Origin of the sequence: Arenimonas daejeonensis (genome assembly GCF_007993735.1) — a bacterium.
GTDB lineage: Bacteria > Pseudomonadota > Gammaproteobacteria > Xanthomonadales > Xanthomonadaceae > Arenimonas > Arenimonas daejeonensis.
The window spans coordinates 2,021,537-2,037,633 of the sequence record NZ_CP042453.1; the positions used below are offsets into that span (position 1 = coordinate 2,021,537).

Genomic DNA, 16,097 nt, shown 5'->3' on the forward strand with positions numbered 1-16,097 from the left:
TCAGAACGTGGCCAGGCCCGGCGCGCGCGGGTAGGGGATGGCGTCGCGGATGTTGGCCAGGCCGCAGACGTACACGACCAGGCGCTCGAAGCCCAGGCCGAAGCCGGCGTGCGGCACGGTGCCGTAGCGGCGGAAGTCGCGGTACCAGCCGTAGTGTTCACGGTCGAGGCCGAACTGCGCCATGCGCGCGTCCAGCACGTCCAGGCGCTCCTCGCGCTGGCTGCCGCCGATGATCTCGCCGATGCCGGGCGCCAGCACGTCCATCGCCGCGCAGGTGCGGCCGTCGTCGTTCAGGCGCATGTAGAAGGCCTTGATCTGCTCGGGGTAGTTCATCACCACCACCGGGCGGCCGACGTGCACTTCGGTCAGCCAGCGCTCGTGTTCGGTCTGCAGGTCCAGGCCCCACTCGACCGGGAAGTCGAACTTGTGGCCGGACTTCTGCAGCAGCGACACCGCCTCGGTGTAGTCGATGCGCTCGAACGGTGAGTCCACCATCGCCTCCAGGCGGCTGATCGCGGTCTTCTCGACACGTTCGGCGATGAAGGCCAGGTCGTCGCCGCGTTCGGCCAGTACGGCCTTGAACAGGTATTTCAGGAAGGCCTCGGCCAGGTCGGCGTCGGCCTTGAGGTCGGCGAAGGCGATCTCGGGCTCGATCATCCAGAACTCGGCCAGATGCCGGGTCGTGTGGCTGTTTTCCGCACGGAAGGTGGGGCCGAACGTGTACACCTTGCTCAGCGCCAGGCAGTAGGCCTCGACATTGAGCTGGCCGGACACGGTGAGGAAGGTCTCCTTGCCGAAAAAGTCCTTGCTGAAATCCACCTCGCCCTTGCCGGTGCGCGGCAGGTTGGCCATGTCCAGGGTCGAGACGCGGAACATCTGGCCCGCGCCCTCGGCGTCGGACGTGGTGATGATCGGCGTGCTGATCCAGTAGAAACCCTGCTCGTGGAAGAAACGGTGCACCGCCTGGGCCAGGCAGTGCCGGATGCGGGTGACGGCGCCGAACAGGTTGGTGCGCGGGCGCAGGTGCGCGACCTCGCGCAGGAACTCGAGGGAATGGGCCTTGGGCTGGATGGGGTAGGTTTCCGGGTCCTCGACCCAGCCGATCACCTCGATGCCGGTGGCTTCGATCTCGAAGGCCTGGCCCTGGCCCTGCGACGGCTTCAGCACACCGTGCGCGATCACCGCGCAGCCCGCCGACAGCCGCTTGACCTCGGACTCGTAGTTGCCCAGTGCCGCGGGTGCCACGACCTGGATCGGGTCGAAGCACGAGCCGTCGCTGACGTTCACGAAGCTCAGCCCGGCCTTGGAATCGCGCCGGGTGCGAACCCAGCCGCGGACCGTGACTTCGCTGCCCGGGGCCAACGACCCCGAAAGCGCCTGCTGGACGCTGACCACTGCCATGCCTTGAATCCCTGCCCGGACGGGCCTATCTGGTGAAGACGGCAAGGATAACCGCAGGCGTGCATTCACGCAGCGCCGGTATACTGCCGCCACTCCCACGAGACCCGGACCCATGGCCGTCACCCTGACCCCCACTGCCGTCGCCCGCATCCGCAGCTACCTGGCCGAGACGCCGGGCGGCATCGGCCTGCGTTTCGGCGTGCGCAAGTCCGGCTGCTCGGGTTTCGCCTACGTGGTGGACATCGCCAAGGCCGCCGGCCCGGACGACACCGTGTTCGAGACCGACGGCGTGGCCGTGCGGGTGGACGCCGAGAGCCTGCCCCCAGGTGGACGGCACCGAGATCGACTTCGTGGCCCAGGGCCTGAACCACCAGTTCGTGTTCCGCAACCCCGGGTTGCCGCGGAATGCGGCTGCGGCGAGTCCTTCACGACCGACGACCAGGCCGCCTGACGAGTTTGTCTCCCTCCCCTGCCTGCAGGGGAGGGTTGGGGTGGGGTGAGTCCTTGCCGCGCGCTCCGGGTTCCACCCCCTCCCAGCCTCCCCCTGCCAGCAGGCGGAGGCCCCTAAGGCCCGCAAGTCCTTGACTTGCGCGGGAAACCTGGTCTCAGGCATAATGCGCGGCTCCCGATCCCCGGGAGACCTTGCTCCACGGCGGATGGTTTTCCATCCCGGCCGGGGGCTGCCAGGCCGAATCACCGGCCGCATCCACAAGGAAACAACCCATGCGTCACTATGAAATCGTGTTCATGGTCCACCCGGACCAGAGCGAGCAGGTGCCGGCCATGATCGAGCGCTACAAGGCGCTGATCGAAGGCGACAACGGCAAGATCCACCGTCTGGAAGACTGGGGCCGCCGCCAGCTGGCCTATTCCATCGACAACCTGGTCAAGGCCCACTACGTGATGATGAACGTCGAAGTCGGCCAGAAGATCCTGGGCGAGCTCGTCGACGGCTTCCGCTTCAACGACGCCGTGCTGCGCCACATGGTCATTGCCCGCGAAGAGGCCGTCACCGAGCAGTCCCTGATCATGAAGAGCAAGGACGAGAAGGGCGAACGCCGCCCGCGCCGTGACGATGACGAAAACAGCGTTGGCATCGCCGCCAGCGACGACGCCGCCTGAGCCCGAGACCGGAGACCGACATGAGCAAGTTTTTCCGCCGCCGCAAGTTCTGCAAGTTCACGGCCGAGGGCGTCAAGGAGATCGACTACAAGGATCTCAACACCCTGCGCCAGTACCTGACCGAGAACGGCAAGATCGTCCCGAGCCGCATCACGGGCACCAAGTCCAAGTACCAGCGCCAGCTGCAGACCGCGATCAAGCGCGCCCGCGAACTGGCCCTGATCCCGTACACCGACAACCACCAGAACTGATCCTTACGGACAGCAACCGTTGCGGGGCCGCGCGCCCCGCTAACGTCAAGGAGCAACAACCATGCAACTGATCCTCCTGCAGAAGGTCGTCAACCTCGGCGGCCTGGGCGACAAGGTCAACGTGAAGCCCGGCTACGGCCGCAACTTCCTGATCCCGTACGGCAAGGCCGTGCCGGCCACCCAGGCCAACATCGCCGCATTCGAAGCCAAGCGCGCCGAGTACGAAGCCAAGGCCAACCAGGTCCTGGCCGATGCCGAAGCCCGCAAGGCCAAGCTGGAAGGCGCGTCGGTGACGATCACCGCCAACTCGTCCACCGAAGGCAAGCTGTTCGGTTCGGTCGGCCCGCGCGACATCGCCGAGGCCTTCACCGCCGCCGGCTTCCCGCTCGAGAAGAACGAAGTGACGCTGGGCGAAGGCCCGCTGCGCCGCACCGGCGAGTTCGACATCGAAGTGCGCCTGCACGCCGACGTCCACACCACCGTCAAGGTGCTGGTCGAAGCCGAAGCCTGATCTTCGCTGCAAAGAAGTATCCGACGGGCGCCCCAGGGCGCCCGTCGTCTTTTTGCGGTCCGTGTCTCGTGAAATGAGACAGCCCGGGTGTAAGGGATTCCCACCGGTTATGCACAGACTTATGCCTGTCGCACCGCCAGAGGGATCGCTACGATGACCGACCCGGCCCACCTGCCACCGCCACCGCTGCGCCCCATCGACAAGGCGACCATGCCCGCTCGTTCCGAATCCTTCCGCACCGAAGCCAAGATCGATGCCCTGCGCGTCCCGCCCCAGTCGGTCGAAGCCGAACAGGCGGTGATCGGTGGCCTCATGCTGGCCCCGGACTCGCTCGACCGCGTCGGCGACTTCCTGACCGAATACGATTTCTACCGCCGCGACCACCGGCTGATCTACCGCGCCATCCGCGAACTGAGCGAGAAGAACAAACCCTTCGACGCCGTCACCCTGGGCGAATGGTTCGAGGCCAACAGCCTGTCCGAACAGATCGGCGGCACCGGCTACCTGATCGAACTGGCCTCCAGCACGCCTTCGGCCGCCAACATCAAGGCCTATGCCGAGATCGTGCGCGAGAAGGCCGTGATGCGGCAGCTGATCGAGGCCGGCACCGAGATCGTCAACGACGGTTTCCAGCCCGAGGGCCGCGACAGCCAGGAAGTGCTGTCGGCGGCCGAGATGAAGGTGTTCAAGATCGCCGAGCAGGGCCGCCGCGGCCGTGCCGACTTCGTGCCCCTGCGCGAGGCGATGAAGGACGCGTTCCAGATCCTGCAGGAACGTTACGAGAACCAGGGCAGCGTCACCGGCCTGCCCACCGGCTTCCACGACCTGGACGAGATGACCGCCGGCCTGCAGCCGTCCGACCTGATCATCCTCGCCGCGCGCCCGGCCATGGGCAAGACCACGCTGGCGCTGAACATCGCTGAATACGGCGCGCTCAAGACCAAGAAGTCGGTCGCCGTGTTCTCGATGGAAATGTCGTCCTCCCAGCTGGCGTTCCGACTGCTGTCGTCGATCGGCCGCATCAACGCCACCCGCCTGCGCACCGGCCAGCTCGAGGACGAGGACTGGTCGCGGGTGAACATGGCCATCAAGATGCTGTCGGACGTGAAGATATTCATCGACGACACGCCGGCGCTGTCGCCCGACGTGCTGCGTTCCAAGGCCCGCCGCATCAAGCGCGAACACGACCTGGGCCTGATCGTGGTGGACTACCTGCAGCTGATGCAGGTGCCGGGTTCGGCCGAGAACCGCACCAACGAGATCTCCGAGATCTCGCGCTCGCTCAAGGCCCTGGCGATGGAACTCAAGGTGCCGGTGATCGCGCTTTCGCAGCTCAACCGCGGCCTGGAGTCGCGCACCGACAAGCGCCCGGTCATGTCCGACCTGCGCGAATCCGGCGCCATCGAGCAGGACGCCGACATCATCATGTTCATCTACCGCGACGAGTACTACCACAAGGATTCGGCGGACAAGGGCCTGGCCGAGGTCATCATCAGCAAGCAGCGTAACGGCCCCACCGGCACGGTGAAGCTGAAGTTCTTCGGCGAATACACCCGCTTCGACAACCTGGCCCGGGACAGCATCGGCAGCTTCGAATAAGTGCTCCCTCCCCTGCTGGCAGGGGAGGGCTGGGGAGGGGTGAGTCCTTGCTCCGAAGTTCCACCCCTCCCGGCCTCCCCCTGCAGGCAGGGGGAGGAGAAGTGCGAGGTGCGGCTACAATCCCGCCATGACCGACACGGCCCGCCCGACCCGCATCGTCGTCGACCTCGACACACTGACGCACAACCTGCGCACCCTGCAGGCCCATGCCGGCGTGCCGGTGATGGCCATCGTCAAGGCCAACGCTTATGGCCACGGCCTGGTGCCGGTGGGCCTGCACCTGCAGGCGCAGGGCGTCGAGCAGCTGGGCGTGGCCTTCCTGGAAGAGGGCATCGCCCTGCGCCAGGCCGGCGTGCGGGTGCCGATCCTGGTGATGGGCGGCATCTTCGGCCCGCAGGCGGCGCAGCTGATCGCCGAGGACCTTGAGATCACCGTCTCCTCGATCGACAAGCTGCGCCAGGTGGAAGCCGCGGCCGAGGCGCTGGGGCGCCAGGCCACCATCCACCTGAAGATAGACACCGGCATGGAGCGCATCGGCGTGCACAGCTACCACGCCGGGCCCTTCATCGAAGCGGCGGTCGCTTCGCGCTGGTGCCGGGTCAAGGGCGTGTATTCGCACCTGGCCTGCGGCGACGACCCGGATTCGCCGATGACCGCGCAGCAGCTGGAACGTTTCCTGCAGGCCTGCGCGCACTTCGAACGCATCGGGGCGCCGATGCCGGTCCGTCACCTAGCCAACTCCGGCGGTCTGCTGCACTTCCCGGAAACGCACCTGGACATGGTGCGCCCCGGCATCGCGCTTTACGGCGTGCTGCCCGATCCCGCGTCGAAGCCGACAGTGGACCTGCGGCCAGCGATGTCGCTGGTCTCGCAGGTGGTGTATTTCAAGGTCGTACCGGCCGGCCACCCAGTAAGTTATGGCGCGACCTGGGCACCCGGCACGGACACACGCGTGGTCACCATTCCGATCGGGTATGGCGACGGATTCCCCGTTCGCTGTCCTCGCGCGGTGAGGTGCTGATCGGGGGCTCCGGCATCCGATCGTCGGCCGCATCTGCATGGACCAGTTCATGGTCGATATCGGCCCCTCGGGTACGGCCTACAACGAAGATGCGGTGGTGCTGATCGGCCGGCAGGGCGATCAAACCATCCGCTGCGAAACGGTTGCATCCGCCGCCGGCACCATTCCGTATGAAATCCTGGTCGGCCTCAACGGCCGGATCCCGCGCGAATACGTCGGTGGCGCCGTCGCGGCAGACTGACGCGCCGCAGTCCGGCAGGTTCACGACGGCAACACGGGGGACGCGGGTAGGGTGCGCCAGCCCCGACCGCGGCTTCGCGCCACGGCCCATCGCATCGTTCCCCGAGACCCGCATGTCCCACGCCCTGATCTGGTTCCGCCGCGACCTGCGCCTGGACGACAACCCCGCGCTCGAAGCGGCCCTGCGCGCCGGCCACGTGCCGATCCCGGTCTATATCCATGCGCCGGACGAAGAAGCGCCCTGGGCGCCGGGTGCCGCCAGCAAGGCCTGGCTGCACCGGTCCCTGCAGGCGCTGGACGCCGACCTGCGCGCCCGCGGTTCACGCCTGATCATCCGCCGCGGCGACAGCCTGGCCGAGATCGAAAAACTCATCGCCGAAACCCGTGCCGAGGCCCTGCACTGGAGCCGGTTGTACGAACCGGCCAGCATCGCCCGCGACACCCGCATCAAGCAGGGCCTGAAGTCGCGTGGCCTGACGGTGGAAAGCCACAACGCGGCCCTGCTGGTGGAACCGTGGACGGTGCAGACCGGCAGCGGCGATCCCTACCGCGTGTTCACGCCATTCTGGAAAAACGCCCGAACCCGGCTGGTCGCGGCCGCAACACCCGTGGCGCCGGCGCGGCTGCCGGAACCGCCGGTCCTGCTGGCCGGCCTGGGCGTCGAGGATCTTGAACTGGAGCCGATGCCGCCCGAACCGCGCTGGGACACCGGCTTCTGGGACCACTGGCAACCGGGCGAAGCCGGCGCACACGAGATGCTCGATGCCTTCCTCGAAGGCGCCGCCCACGGCTACAAGGAACAGCGCAACTTCCCCGACCGCATCGCCACCTCGCGGCTGTCGCCGCACCTGCATTTTGGCGAGATCTCGCCGCGGCAGGTGGTGGCGCGCGTACTGGCGCAACGCTGGCCGGCGGCCGTGCAGCCCGACATCGACCACTTCCTCAGTGAACTGGGCTGGCGCGAGTTCAGCCACCACCTGCTGTTCCACTTTCCGCACACGGCGCGGGAAAACCTCAATCCCAAATTCCGGCAGTTCCGCTGGGCCAAACCCGAGCCCGGTCACCTGGCCGCCTGGCAGCGCGGCCGCACCGGCGTGCCGATCGTGGACGCAGGCATGCGCGAACTCTGGTCCACCGGCTGGATGCACAACCGCGTGCGCATGGTGGTGGCGAGTTTCCTCACCAAGAACCTGCGCTACCACTGGAAACACGGCGCCGACTGGTTCTGGGACACGCTGGTGGACGCCGACCTGGCCAACAACACCAGGGTTGGCAGTGGACCGCCGGCACGGGGGCCGACGCCGCGCCTTACTTCCGTATCTTCAGTCCCATCGCCCAGGCGGAGAAGTTCGACCCGGCCGGCAAGTACATCAAACGCTGGCTGCCGGAGCTGGCGAACCTGCCCGAGTCCGCACTGGCGGCGCCCTGGGAGCAGCCCGAACTGCTGCGCCGGCTCGCGCCCGCCTATCCGCCCCGGCCCATCATCGACCTCAAGGCCAGCCGCGATGCCGCGCTGGCCGCCTACTCCGGCACCAAGGCCTGAGCACCGCCCCGGCGTTGACGCCCCCGAGCCGCAGGCGTCATTCTGGCCGCTGACCGGGAGGGCACATGGCCGAGGCGCGCACCAGGATCCGCAAGTCGCCGATGTCGCGGGTGGATACCGCCTGGCTGCGCATGGAGCGGCCGACCAACCTGATGATGATCACCGGCGTGATGATGTTCGAGACGCCGCTGGACATCAAAACCCTGCGCAAGGTGATCGAGACCAAGTTCCTGTCCTACCCGCGCTTCCGGCAGAAGGCGGTGGACACGCCGACCGGCGCCTTCTGGCAGGACGATGCCGACTTCGACCTGGACTGGCATGTGCGGTTGACGGCTTTGCCGGGCAAAGGCGGGAAGAAGGAGCTCGAGCGGTTGACGAGCCAGATGGCATCGACGCCCCTGGACAAGACTAAACCTCTTTGGCAATTCCATCTGGTAGAGAAGTTCGGCGGCGGTTCGGCGCTGATCTCGCGCATCCACCACTGTTACGCCGACGGCATCGCCCTGGTGCAGGTGCTGCTTTCGCTCACCGAGATGGGCATCGACCCCAAGCGCAAGGCGGCGCTGGCCAAACGCTGGCTCAAGAAGGAAGAACACGCCCCGGTCGCCAAACGTGTCGGTGCCATCGACCGCTACATGCAGCTCGGCGGCAAGTTGATGGAAAAGGGCATGGACATCTACCGCGACCCGACCCTGGCCGCGGTGCTGGCCAGCGAGGGCGTGGACATCGCCAGGGAAGTCGGACTGGCGCTCGCCCTGGCGGATGACCCGGAGACGGTGCTCAAAGGCCGCCTTGGCGTAAGCAAACGCGTGGCCTGGGCCGAGCCGCTGGCGCTGGACGAGGTGAAGTCGGTCAGCCGCGCCCTGCGCTGCACGGTCAACGACATCCTGCTGGCCTCGGCCACCGGCGCGCTGCGCAGTTACATGCTGGAACGTGGCGAACAACTGGACGGCATCACCATCCGTGCGACCGTCCCGGTCAACCTGCGCCCGCTGGAGCACGCCAAACAGCTGGGCAACCACTTTGGCCTGGTCTTCCTCGACCTGCCGGTGGGCGAAGCCAATCCGATGCGCCGGCTGGAACGCGTCGCCGCTTCGATGAAGGTGCTGCGCAAGTCGCGCCAGGCCGTCGCCACCTTCGGCGCGCTGGCTGCGGTCGGCATGGCGCCGCCGGCGGTGCAGGCCTTCGCACTGGAGATGTTCAGCCGCAAGGCCTCGGCGGTGGCCACCAATGTGCCCGGGCCGCAGATGCCGCTGTATTTCGGCGGCAGCAAGATCAAGGACCTGATGTTCTGGGTGCCGCAGACCGGCTCGATCGGCCTGGGCATCTCGATCCTGAGCTACAACGGCGCGGTGCATTTCGGCCTGATCGCCGACGCCCGGCTGATGCCGGATCCCGACTCGGTGATCCGCCGCTTCCGGCCCGAGTTCGAGAAGCTGCTCTACCTGGCGCTGATGGCCAAGTGGGAAGGCGAGTTCTGCGCCGAGGCGGCCGAAGCCCTGATGGTGGAGACGGAATAGCGGCCCTGCACCGTGCCGCTGCGTCAACGCATCGTTCCCGTCCCGTGCCGGCGCGCGGGCGCTACTTGATCTAGGCTGGCGCAGGTTTCGAGGTCACCCCATGGAAGCGCTGCTTGCCCTGATCGCCACCTACGGTCTGCTGGTCGTGTTCGTCTCGGTGTTGCTGGACCAGGGCGGGCTGCCGGTGCCCGCGTACCCGGCGGTCATCGTCACGGCGGCTCTGGCGGTGGACCGGGGCGAATCGGTGCTGCCGATCCTGGTTGTCTCGACCGTGGCCGCGGTGCTGGCCGACCTGCTGTGGTTCTTCGGTGGCAGGCGTTTCGGCGTGACCCTGCTGAGGTTGATGTGCCGGCTGTCGCTGTCGCCGGACTCCTGCGTGACCATGACCCGCGACATCTATTCGCGCTGGGGCGCGCCCTCGCTGATCGGTGCCAAGTTCGTGCCCGGTTTTGCCGCGGTGGCGACCACGCTGGCAGGCGAGAACCGGACCCGTGTGGGCATTTTCCTGTTCTACGACACCCTGGGCGCACTGCTGTGGTCGGGGGCGCCGTGCTGCTGGGTGCGATCTTCCACGAAGCCGTGAACGAAGTGCTGCTGACCCTGGAAGCCTTCGGCCGCTGGGGCCTGCCGGTGCTGCTGGGCCTGATCACCGCCTTCGTCGCCTGGAAGTGGTGGCAGCGGCATCGTTTCCTGAAGGAGATCGAGATGGCGCGCATCTCGGTTCCCGAGCTCCACCGGTTGATCACCGACGGCAAGGGCCCGCTGATCCTGGACGTTCGCACGGCCAAACAGCGTGCCGAAGGCTGGATCCCGGGCGCGCGTTTTGTTGCCAGCCTGGCCGATGCCGAACTGGAGCCGTACGACGAGGTGATCGTCTATTGCGACTGCCCGAACGAGGCCTCGGCCGCGATCCTGGCCAAGCAGCTGCGCAGCCGCGGCTTCGGTCGCGTGCGGCCGCTGGCGGGTGGTTTCCATGCCTGGATGACCGAAGGCCACGAGGTCGCGCGCGAGGCCTGAAACCCCCTCGCGGCTGAACACGATCTTGCCTTCGAGCCTCTTCGCGCCCACTTAGCGACTCTGTGGGGAAACTGCTTCCCGAACCGGAGACCCCTCATGTCCAACCCCGCCTGCGAACTGCCCGGCCTGGGCCTGCGCGTAGCGCCCGGGCAGGTGCCCGACCCCGTGCTTGACCTGTCGCCCGAAGAGGACCGTGGTGAAGCGGTGCTCGCCGGCGGCTGCTTCTGGTGCACCGAAGCCGTGTTCCGCCGCCTCGACGGCGTGCACGAGGTGCAGCCCGGCTACGCCGGCGGCAGTGCCGACACCGCCGACTACAGGAAGGTCTGCAGCGGCAGCACCGGCCATGCCGAGGTGATCCGCATCACCTACGACCCGGCCCGCACCAGTTACGGGCAACTGCTGAAGGTCTTCTTCGCGGTCGCGCACGATCCCACCCAGAAGGACCGCCAGGGCAACGACGTCGGCACCCAGTACCGTTCGGCGGTGTTCCCGGTGGACGAGGCGCAGCGCCGCGTGGCCCGTGCCTACATGGACCAGCTGACGGCGGCGGATGTGTTCGCGTCGCCGCTGGCGACCACGATCGAGCCGCTGGAGGCCTTCTTCGTGGCCGAGGCCTACCACCACGACTACGCGGCGAAAAATCCGGGGCAGCCCTACATCCGCTTCGTGTCCCTGCCCAAGGTCGAAAAGCTCGAGCACGCTTTCCCCGACAAGCTGCGGTAACGCAACGTTGCAGCCGCGGGCATTGGCCCGCGGCTGCCATGCCGCCATCTTTGCAACACCTTTTACCGGAGCTCCCCGATGAAGCTGTACTACATGACCGGCACCTGTTCCCTGTCGCCGCACATCGCCCTGCTCGAAGCGGGCCTGGACTTCGAACTGGTCCGGGTCGGCCGCGACAAGAAGACGGCGGACGGGCAGGACTACCTGGCCATCAATCCCTATGGCTACGTGCCCGCGCTGCAGCTCGACGACGGCCAGGTGCTGGCCGAGGGGCCGGCCATCGTGCAGTACATCGCCGACCGCGCGCCGGCCTCGGGCCTGGCGCCGGCCAATGGCACCATGGACCGCTACCGCCTGCAGGGCGCGCTGGCCTTCATCAGCTCCGAGCTGCACAAGACCGCCAGCAACCTGTTCAACCCGGCGCTGGGCGATGACGCCAGGCAGGCGGCGATCACCAAGCTTGAAACGCGACTCGGGCAGCTGGCGGAGCAGATGGGCGAACGCGAGTGGCTGGTCGGTGACCGCTTCACCGTGGCCGACGGCTACCTGTACGTGGTGCTGAGCTGGCTGCCGGGATTCAAGATCGACCTGGCCCGCTGGCCGGTGCTGGCCGCGCACCATGCCCGCGTGTCCGCGCGCCCGACGGTGCAGGCCGCGCGCGAGGCCGAAAAGGGACCCGGCAAGAACGCCTGACAACCGGTCGCAGGGAAGCGGAAAGGCCGCCTACGGGCGGCCTGTTTTTTCTCTGGACGGGTACTGGCATAGGCCGCCAGCATTTCCTGCGCGATCGAGGCCGCCGCCAGGGCGGTGATCTCGGCGTGGTCGTAGGGCGGGCTGACCTCGACCACGTCCATGCCGACGATGTCCAGGCTGGCCAGGCCACGTACCAGGCGCAGCGCGTCGTGCGTGCTGAAGCCACCGACCACCGGCGTGCCGGTGCCGGGCGCGAAGGCCGGGTCGAGGAAATCGACGTCGAAGCTGACGTAACACTTCGCGCTGCCGACCCGTGCGCGGATTGCCGCGATGGCGGCGTCGATGCCGCCGTCATGCAGTTCGCGCGCGTCGAGCACGCGGTAACCGTGGGTCTCGGCATTGTGCGTGCGCATGCCCAGCTGGATGGAACGCGCGGGATCGACGTAACCCAGCCGCGCGGCGTGGAAGAACATGGTGCCGTGGTCGATGCGCCCGTCTTCGTCGCGCCAGGTGTCGCTGTGCGCGTCGAAATGCACCAGGGCCAGCGGCCCGTGCACGGCCTGCAGCGCGCGCAGGATCGGGAAGCTGATGAAGTGGTCGCCGCCCAGTGTCAGCGGCGTCACGCCGGTCGCCAGGATGCGTTCGTACGCGGTGGTGATGGCGTCGGGGGCTTCGTGCGGCCGGCCCGGGTCGAAGTACACGTCGCCCCAGTCCACCACGTCCAGGCGTTCCAGTGGATCGAAATCCCAGGCGTAGGGCGGGCACCAGGCCAGCGACGCGGAGGCGGCGCGGATCGCGCGCGGGCCCAGGCGGGTGCCGGGCCGGTTCGTGGTGGCGAGGTCGTAAGGCACGCCGATCACGGCGACATCGGCACCTTCGAGTTCCTTGCTGTAGCGCCTGCGCAGGAAGCTGAGCGCGCCCGAATAGGTCGGCTCCGACTGGCTGCCATAGGGCGTGGCGCGGGTGAAGGCGAGATCGGTGGTGCTGGCGGTGGCGGGCGACTTTTTCGTGGACATGGACGACGGCTCCCATCGGAAGTCCGCTCGTCGTTCCTGCCGCGAGGCATCGCCGGGACGAGGGTCACCGGTCTGGCGGGACGGTCATTCGGCCGGATCGGCCTCAAGGTTCGTGCGCAGCGAGCCGTGGTTGCCGAACTCGAAACCGGCGCGGTAGTTCACGTCGTCCACGCGCCAGCCGCCGTCTTCCTGCACGACGACGAACTCGTCATGCCAGAGCACGTCGGGGCTGGCGACCGTGTCGACCATGTCCACGCGGATCACGCAGCGCGTGTCCGGGCAGCCACCCGCCGGCAGCACGATCGCGTAGGCGGTGAAGGGTTCCGCGCCGGAGGAATGGAACAGCGGGCCTTCAATCCACGGCGGCTTCTCGTCCGGATGCCGTGCGATGAAGGCTTCCTGTTCCTTGCGGGCGCGGGCCATCGCCTCGTTCAGCGCTTCACTGAGGAACGGCTGGATTGCCGCGACCTTGTCGCCGGTCGGCAGGCCGGACTGGTTGCCATGGGTGTCGAGGAAGGTACGCAGCAGCGCCGCCGGGTTTCCGGCGGCGCCGACGGGCAGGGCCGTGGCGAGCATCAGTGCGAACAGGGCGGTGCGTTTGGCCGACATGCCTTTCCTCATTTCATCGTGGGCATCACGAACTCGGGGTCGCGCACGCCGGTGGGCCAGCGGGCGGTGATCGTCTTCAGGCGCGTATAGAACCGCACGCCGTCGGGGCCGTGCATGTGCAACGGGCCGAACAGGCTGCGCTTCCAGCCGCCGAAACTGTGGAAGGCCATCGGCACCGGGATCGGCACGTTGATGCCGACCATGCCAGCCTGCACCCGGTGCGCGAACTGGCGGGCGGCATCGCCGTCGCGGGTGAAGACCGCGGTGCCGTTGCCGTATTCGTGTTCGTTCACCAGTTTGAGCGCGCTGTCGAAATCGGGCACGCGTACCACGCACAGCACCGGCCCGAAGATTTCCTCGCGGTAGATGCGCATGCCGGCGGTGACGTGGTCGAACAGGCAGCCGCCGAGGAAAAACCCGGTTTCGGCGCCCGCGACCTTCAGGCCGCGGCCATCGACGACCAGCTGCGCGCCTTCGGCCACGCCGGCATCCACATACGCGCGAACCTTGTCGCGGTGGGCACCGGTCACCAGCGGGCCCATGTCGGGATCACCCTGGCAGCCGGGACCGATCTTCAGCGTCTCGACCATCGGTTTGAGCCGCGCGATCAGCGCATCGGCGGTGGTCTCGCCCACGCAGACCGCCACCGAGATCGCCATGCAGCGTTCGCCGGCGGAACCGTACCCCGCGCCCAGCAGCGCGCCGGCCGCCTGGTCCAGGTCGGCGTCGGGCAACACCACCATGTGGTTCTTGGCGCCGCCCAGGGCCTGCACGCGCTTGCCGTTGGCGCTGCCGCGCGAATAGATGTATTCGGCGATCGGCGTCGAGCCGACGAAACTCAGCGCATGCACGCGCGGGTCGTCCAGCAGCGCGTCCACCGCTTCCTTGTCGCCGTGCACGACGTTGAACACGCCGTCGGGCAGGCCGGCTTCCTTCAGCAGACGCGCCAGGATCATCGGCGTGCCGGGATCGCGTTCGGAAGGCTTGAGCACGAAGGTGTTGCCGCAGGCCAGGGCCACCGGGAACATCCACATCGGCACCATGCACGGGAAGTTGAACGGCGTGATGCCGGCCACCACGCCCAGCGGCGCGTATTCGGTGTAGGAGTCGACGTCGCGGCCGACGTTGATCGAATGTTCGCCCTTGAGCAGGTGCGGCGCGCCGCAGGCGAACTCCACCACTTCCAGGCCGCGGGTCAGCTCGCCGCGCGGGCATCGGCCAGCACCTTGCCGTGTTCGGAGGTGATGCAGGCGGCGATCTCGTCCGCGTGTTTTTCCAGCAGTTCCTTGAACTTGAACAGGATGCGGGCGCGGTTGAGTGGCGTGGTCGCGGCCCAGCGGGGAATGCCGCCTGCGCGGCATCCACGGCGGCGGTGACATCGGCGGTCGAGGCCAGCGCGACCTGGGCCTGCACCTGGCCGGTGGCCGGATCGAACACGTCACCGTAGCGCCCGCTGCCGCCGTCCCGGGCCTGGCCCTGGATGAAGTGCAGGATCTGGCGGGTGGGGTGGGGCATGGTGGGCCTCGGGTTGGGTCTTGGCGAGATTGTTTCCCCTCTCCCCGGCCCTCTCCCGCAAGGGGAGAGGGAGACTTCATTGAGCCCCTCTCCCGCAAGGGGAGAGGGAGATTTTTGAGCCCCTCTCCCCTTGCGGGAGAGGGGTTGGGGAGAGGGGGAGCGCCTCAGCCCTTCAAAGCCACCGCAGCCGGCACGAAGTCGTAACCCAGATCCTTCGCCACCGCCTCGTACGTCACCTTGCCGGCGTGCACGTTCAGGCCGTTGAGCAGGTGCTCGTCCTCGAGCATCGCCTTGACGCCCTTGTTCGCCAGCTTCACCGCATAGGGAAGGGTGGCGTTGGTCAGCGCAAAGGTGGACGTGCGTGCGACGCCGCCCGGCATGTTGGCGACGCAGTAGTGGATGATGCCGTCCACCTCGTAGGTCGGCTCCTGGTGCGTGGTGGCCTTCGAGGTCTCGAAGCAGCCGCCCTGGTCGATGGCGACGTCCACCAGCACCGAACCCGGCTTCATCAGGCCCAGCTGCTTGCGCGAGATGAGCTTGGGCGCGGCGGCACCGGGATCAGCACGGCGCCGATCACCAGGTCCGACTGCGGCAGCAGCTCTTCGATCGTGTCGGTGGTCGAATACAGCGTGGTGATCTTGTCGCCGTAAAGCTCGTCCAGGTACTTCAGGCGGTCGAGCGAGCGGTCGAGGATGGTGACGCGGGCATTCAGGCCCATGGCCATGCGTGCGGCATTGATGCCGACCACGCCGCCGCCGATCACCAGCACTTCCCCCGGCTTCACGCCCGGCACGCCGCCCAGCAGCACGCCGGAGCCGCCCTGGGCCTTCTCGAGCGCGTGCGCGCCGGCCTGGATGGACATGCGGCCGGCCACTTCCGACATCGGCGCCAGCAGCGGCAGGCCGCCCTTGCGGTCGGTGACGGTTTCATAGGCGATGCAGGTGGCGCCGGACTTCACCAGCGCCTTGGTCTGGTCCGGATCCGGCGCCAGGTGCAGATAGGTGTAGAGGATCTGGCCGGCGCGCAGCATCGCGCATTCCACCGGCTGCGGTTCCTTCACCTTGATGATCATGTCGGCCTTGGCGAAGATCGCCGCGGCGCTGTCCACGATGGTCGCGCCGGCCTTTTCGTACATCTCGTTGGTCAGGCCGATCGCCTTGCCGCCGTCGCGCTGCACGATGACCTGGTGACCGTGGTCGACCAGTTCGCGGGCGCCGGCCGGGGTCAGGCCGATGCGGTATTCGTGGTTCTTGATCTTTGGGGACGCCGATAAGCATGGAACTGCCCTCCCGGGGCGGAGCTGTTTTTTTGGGGGA

Annotated in this window: 13 protein-coding genes and 5 pseudogenes; 13 read left to right on the forward strand and 5 right to left on the reverse strand. The window is 67.6% G+C overall.

The window, feature by feature from the left end; all coding sequences use genetic code 11:
• The gene (asnS, locus tag FRZ33_RS09790; RefSeq protein ID WP_146909362.1) at positions 1-1,401 is read right to left on the reverse strand and encodes an asparagine--tRNA ligase; all 1,401 of its coding nucleotides are present in this window, start codon (positions 1,399-1,401) and stop codon (positions 1-3) included.
• A gap of 112 nt (positions 1,402-1,513) precedes the next feature.
• Between asnS and FRZ33_RS09795 the strand changes: the two genes are divergently transcribed.
• The 13 genes and pseudogenes from FRZ33_RS09795 (at position 1,514) to gstA (ending at position 11,641) form a co-directional block, all read left to right on the forward strand.
• Positions 1,514-1,852 (forward strand): HesB/IscA family protein, encoded by a 339-nt coding sequence (locus FRZ33_RS09795; protein WP_227977759.1) that lies wholly within the window; start codon positions 1,514-1,516, stop codon positions 1,850-1,852.
• Between the two features lie 272 nt (positions 1,853-2,124).
• Positions 2,125-2,523, forward strand: a complete 399-nt coding sequence (gene rpsF, locus FRZ33_RS09800; RefSeq protein ID WP_146909364.1) for a 30S ribosomal protein S6 — start codon at positions 2,125-2,127, stop codon at positions 2,521-2,523.
• A 20-nt stretch (positions 2,524-2,543) separates the two neighbouring features.
• On the forward strand, positions 2,544-2,774 hold the full coding sequence (gene rpsR, locus FRZ33_RS09805; protein WP_026816203.1) for a 30S ribosomal protein S18: 231 nt from the start codon (positions 2,544-2,546) through the stop codon (positions 2,772-2,774).
• Positions 2,775-2,835: 61 nt separating this feature from the next.
• Positions 2,836-3,285 (forward strand): 50S ribosomal protein L9, encoded by a 450-nt coding sequence (gene rplI / locus FRZ33_RS09810; RefSeq protein ID WP_146909366.1) that lies wholly within the window; start codon positions 2,836-2,838, stop codon positions 3,283-3,285.
• A 210-nt stretch (positions 3,286-3,495) separates the two neighbouring features.
• Positions 3,496-4,884: a replicative DNA helicase gene (locus FRZ33_RS09815; RefSeq protein WP_146910628.1), complete on the forward strand. Its 1,389-nt coding sequence runs from the start codon at positions 3,496-3,498 to the stop codon at positions 4,882-4,884.
• A gap of 127 nt (positions 4,885-5,011) precedes the next feature.
• Positions 5,012-5,905: an alanine racemase gene (alr, locus tag FRZ33_RS09820; RefSeq protein WP_146909368.1), complete on the forward strand. Its 894-nt coding sequence runs from the start codon at positions 5,012-5,014 to the stop codon at positions 5,903-5,905.
• A gap of 13 nt (positions 5,906-5,918) precedes the next feature.
• Positions 5,919-6,146 (forward strand): annotated as a pseudogene (locus FRZ33_RS16955) (alanine racemase C-terminal domain-containing protein); the annotation flags it as partial.
• A 112-nt stretch (positions 6,147-6,258) separates the two neighbouring features.
• Positions 6,259-7,688 (forward strand): annotated as a pseudogene (locus FRZ33_RS09830) (cryptochrome/photolyase family protein).
• Positions 7,689-7,843: 155 nt separating this feature from the next.
• A complete protein-coding gene (locus FRZ33_RS09835) occupies positions 7,844-9,208 on the forward strand; it encodes a WS/DGAT/MGAT family O-acyltransferase (RefSeq protein WP_265468771.1) in 1,365 nt (454 codons plus the stop codon).
• Between the two features lie 100 nt (positions 9,209-9,308).
• Positions 9,309-9,791, forward strand: a complete 483-nt coding sequence (locus FRZ33_RS16280; protein ID WP_227977761.1) for a DedA family protein — start codon at positions 9,309-9,311, stop codon at positions 9,789-9,791.
• Positions 9,758-10,225 carry a rhodanese-like domain-containing protein gene (locus FRZ33_RS16285; protein WP_227977762.1) on the forward strand — a complete coding sequence of 156 codons (468 nt, stop codon included), beginning with the start codon at positions 9,758-9,760 and terminating at the stop codon, positions 10,223-10,225. The genes FRZ33_RS16280 and FRZ33_RS16285 overlap by 34 nt, the downstream gene beginning before the upstream one ends.
• 96 nt (positions 10,226-10,321) lie before the next feature.
• Positions 10,322-10,948: a peptide-methionine (S)-S-oxide reductase MsrA gene (msrA, locus tag FRZ33_RS09845; protein ID WP_146909374.1), complete on the forward strand. Its 627-nt coding sequence runs from the start codon at positions 10,322-10,324 to the stop codon at positions 10,946-10,948.
• Between the two features lie 78 nt (positions 10,949-11,026).
• Positions 11,027-11,641: a glutathione transferase GstA gene (gstA, locus tag FRZ33_RS09850; protein ID WP_146909376.1), complete on the forward strand. Its 615-nt coding sequence runs from the start codon at positions 11,027-11,029 to the stop codon at positions 11,639-11,641.
• Positions 11,642-11,712: 71 nt separating this feature from the next.
• Here gstA and speB read toward each other — a convergent pair.
• The 4 genes and pseudogenes from speB to ald all read right to left on the reverse strand — a co-directional run.
• Positions 11,713-12,657 (reverse strand): annotated as a pseudogene (gene speB / locus FRZ33_RS09855) (agmatinase); the annotation flags it as partial.
• Between the two features lie 84 nt (positions 12,658-12,741).
• Positions 12,742-13,266, reverse strand: a complete 525-nt coding sequence (locus tag FRZ33_RS09860; RefSeq protein WP_146909378.1) for a YqhG/Tai3 family protein — start codon at positions 13,264-13,266, stop codon at positions 12,742-12,744.
• Positions 13,267-13,274: 8 nt separating this feature from the next.
• Positions 13,275-14,781: pseudogene (locus FRZ33_RS09865) on the reverse strand (CoA-acylating methylmalonate-semialdehyde dehydrogenase).
• A 164-nt stretch (positions 14,782-14,945) separates the two neighbouring features.
• Positions 14,946-16,036 (reverse strand): annotated as a pseudogene (gene ald / locus FRZ33_RS16965) (alanine dehydrogenase).
• Between the last annotated feature and the right edge of the window lie 61 nt (positions 16,037-16,097).

What these genes read in the sequence shown, in the direction of transcription:
- asnS (WP_146909362.1), bottom strand. Translation starts at nt 1,401, where the DNA reads ATGGCAGTGGTCAGCGTCCAGCAGGCGCTTTCGGGGTCGTTGGCCCCG.
- FRZ33_RS09795 (WP_227977759.1), top strand. Translation starts at nt 1,514, where the DNA reads ATGGCCGTCACCCTGACCCCCACTGCCGTCGCCCGCATCCGCAGCTAC.
- rpsF (WP_146909364.1), top strand. Translation starts at nt 2,125, where the DNA reads ATGCGTCACTATGAAATCGTGTTCATGGTCCACCCGGACCAGAGCGAG.
- rpsR (WP_026816203.1), top strand. Translation starts at nt 2,544, where the DNA reads ATGAGCAAGTTTTTCCGCCGCCGCAAGTTCTGCAAGTTCACGGCCGAG.
- rplI (WP_146909366.1), top strand. Translation starts at nt 2,836, where the DNA reads ATGCAACTGATCCTCCTGCAGAAGGTCGTCAACCTCGGCGGCCTGGGC.
- FRZ33_RS09815 (WP_146910628.1), top strand. Translation starts at nt 3,496, where the DNA reads ATGCCCGCTCGTTCCGAATCCTTCCGCACCGAAGCCAAGATCGATGCC.
- alr (WP_146909368.1), top strand. Translation starts at nt 5,012, where the DNA reads ATGACCGACACGGCCCGCCCGACCCGCATCGTCGTCGACCTCGACACA.
- FRZ33_RS09835 (WP_265468771.1), top strand. Translation starts at nt 7,844, where the DNA reads ATGATCACCGGCGTGATGATGTTCGAGACGCCGCTGGACATCAAAACC.
- FRZ33_RS16280 (WP_227977761.1), top strand. Translation starts at nt 9,309, where the DNA reads ATGGAAGCGCTGCTTGCCCTGATCGCCACCTACGGTCTGCTGGTCGTG.
- msrA (WP_146909374.1), top strand. Translation starts at nt 10,322, where the DNA reads ATGTCCAACCCCGCCTGCGAACTGCCCGGCCTGGGCCTGCGCGTAGCG.
- gstA (WP_146909376.1), top strand. Translation starts at nt 11,027, where the DNA reads ATGAAGCTGTACTACATGACCGGCACCTGTTCCCTGTCGCCGCACATC.
- FRZ33_RS09860 (WP_146909378.1), bottom strand. Translation starts at nt 13,266, where the DNA reads ATGTCGGCCAAACGCACCGCCCTGTTCGCACTGATGCTCGCCACGGCC.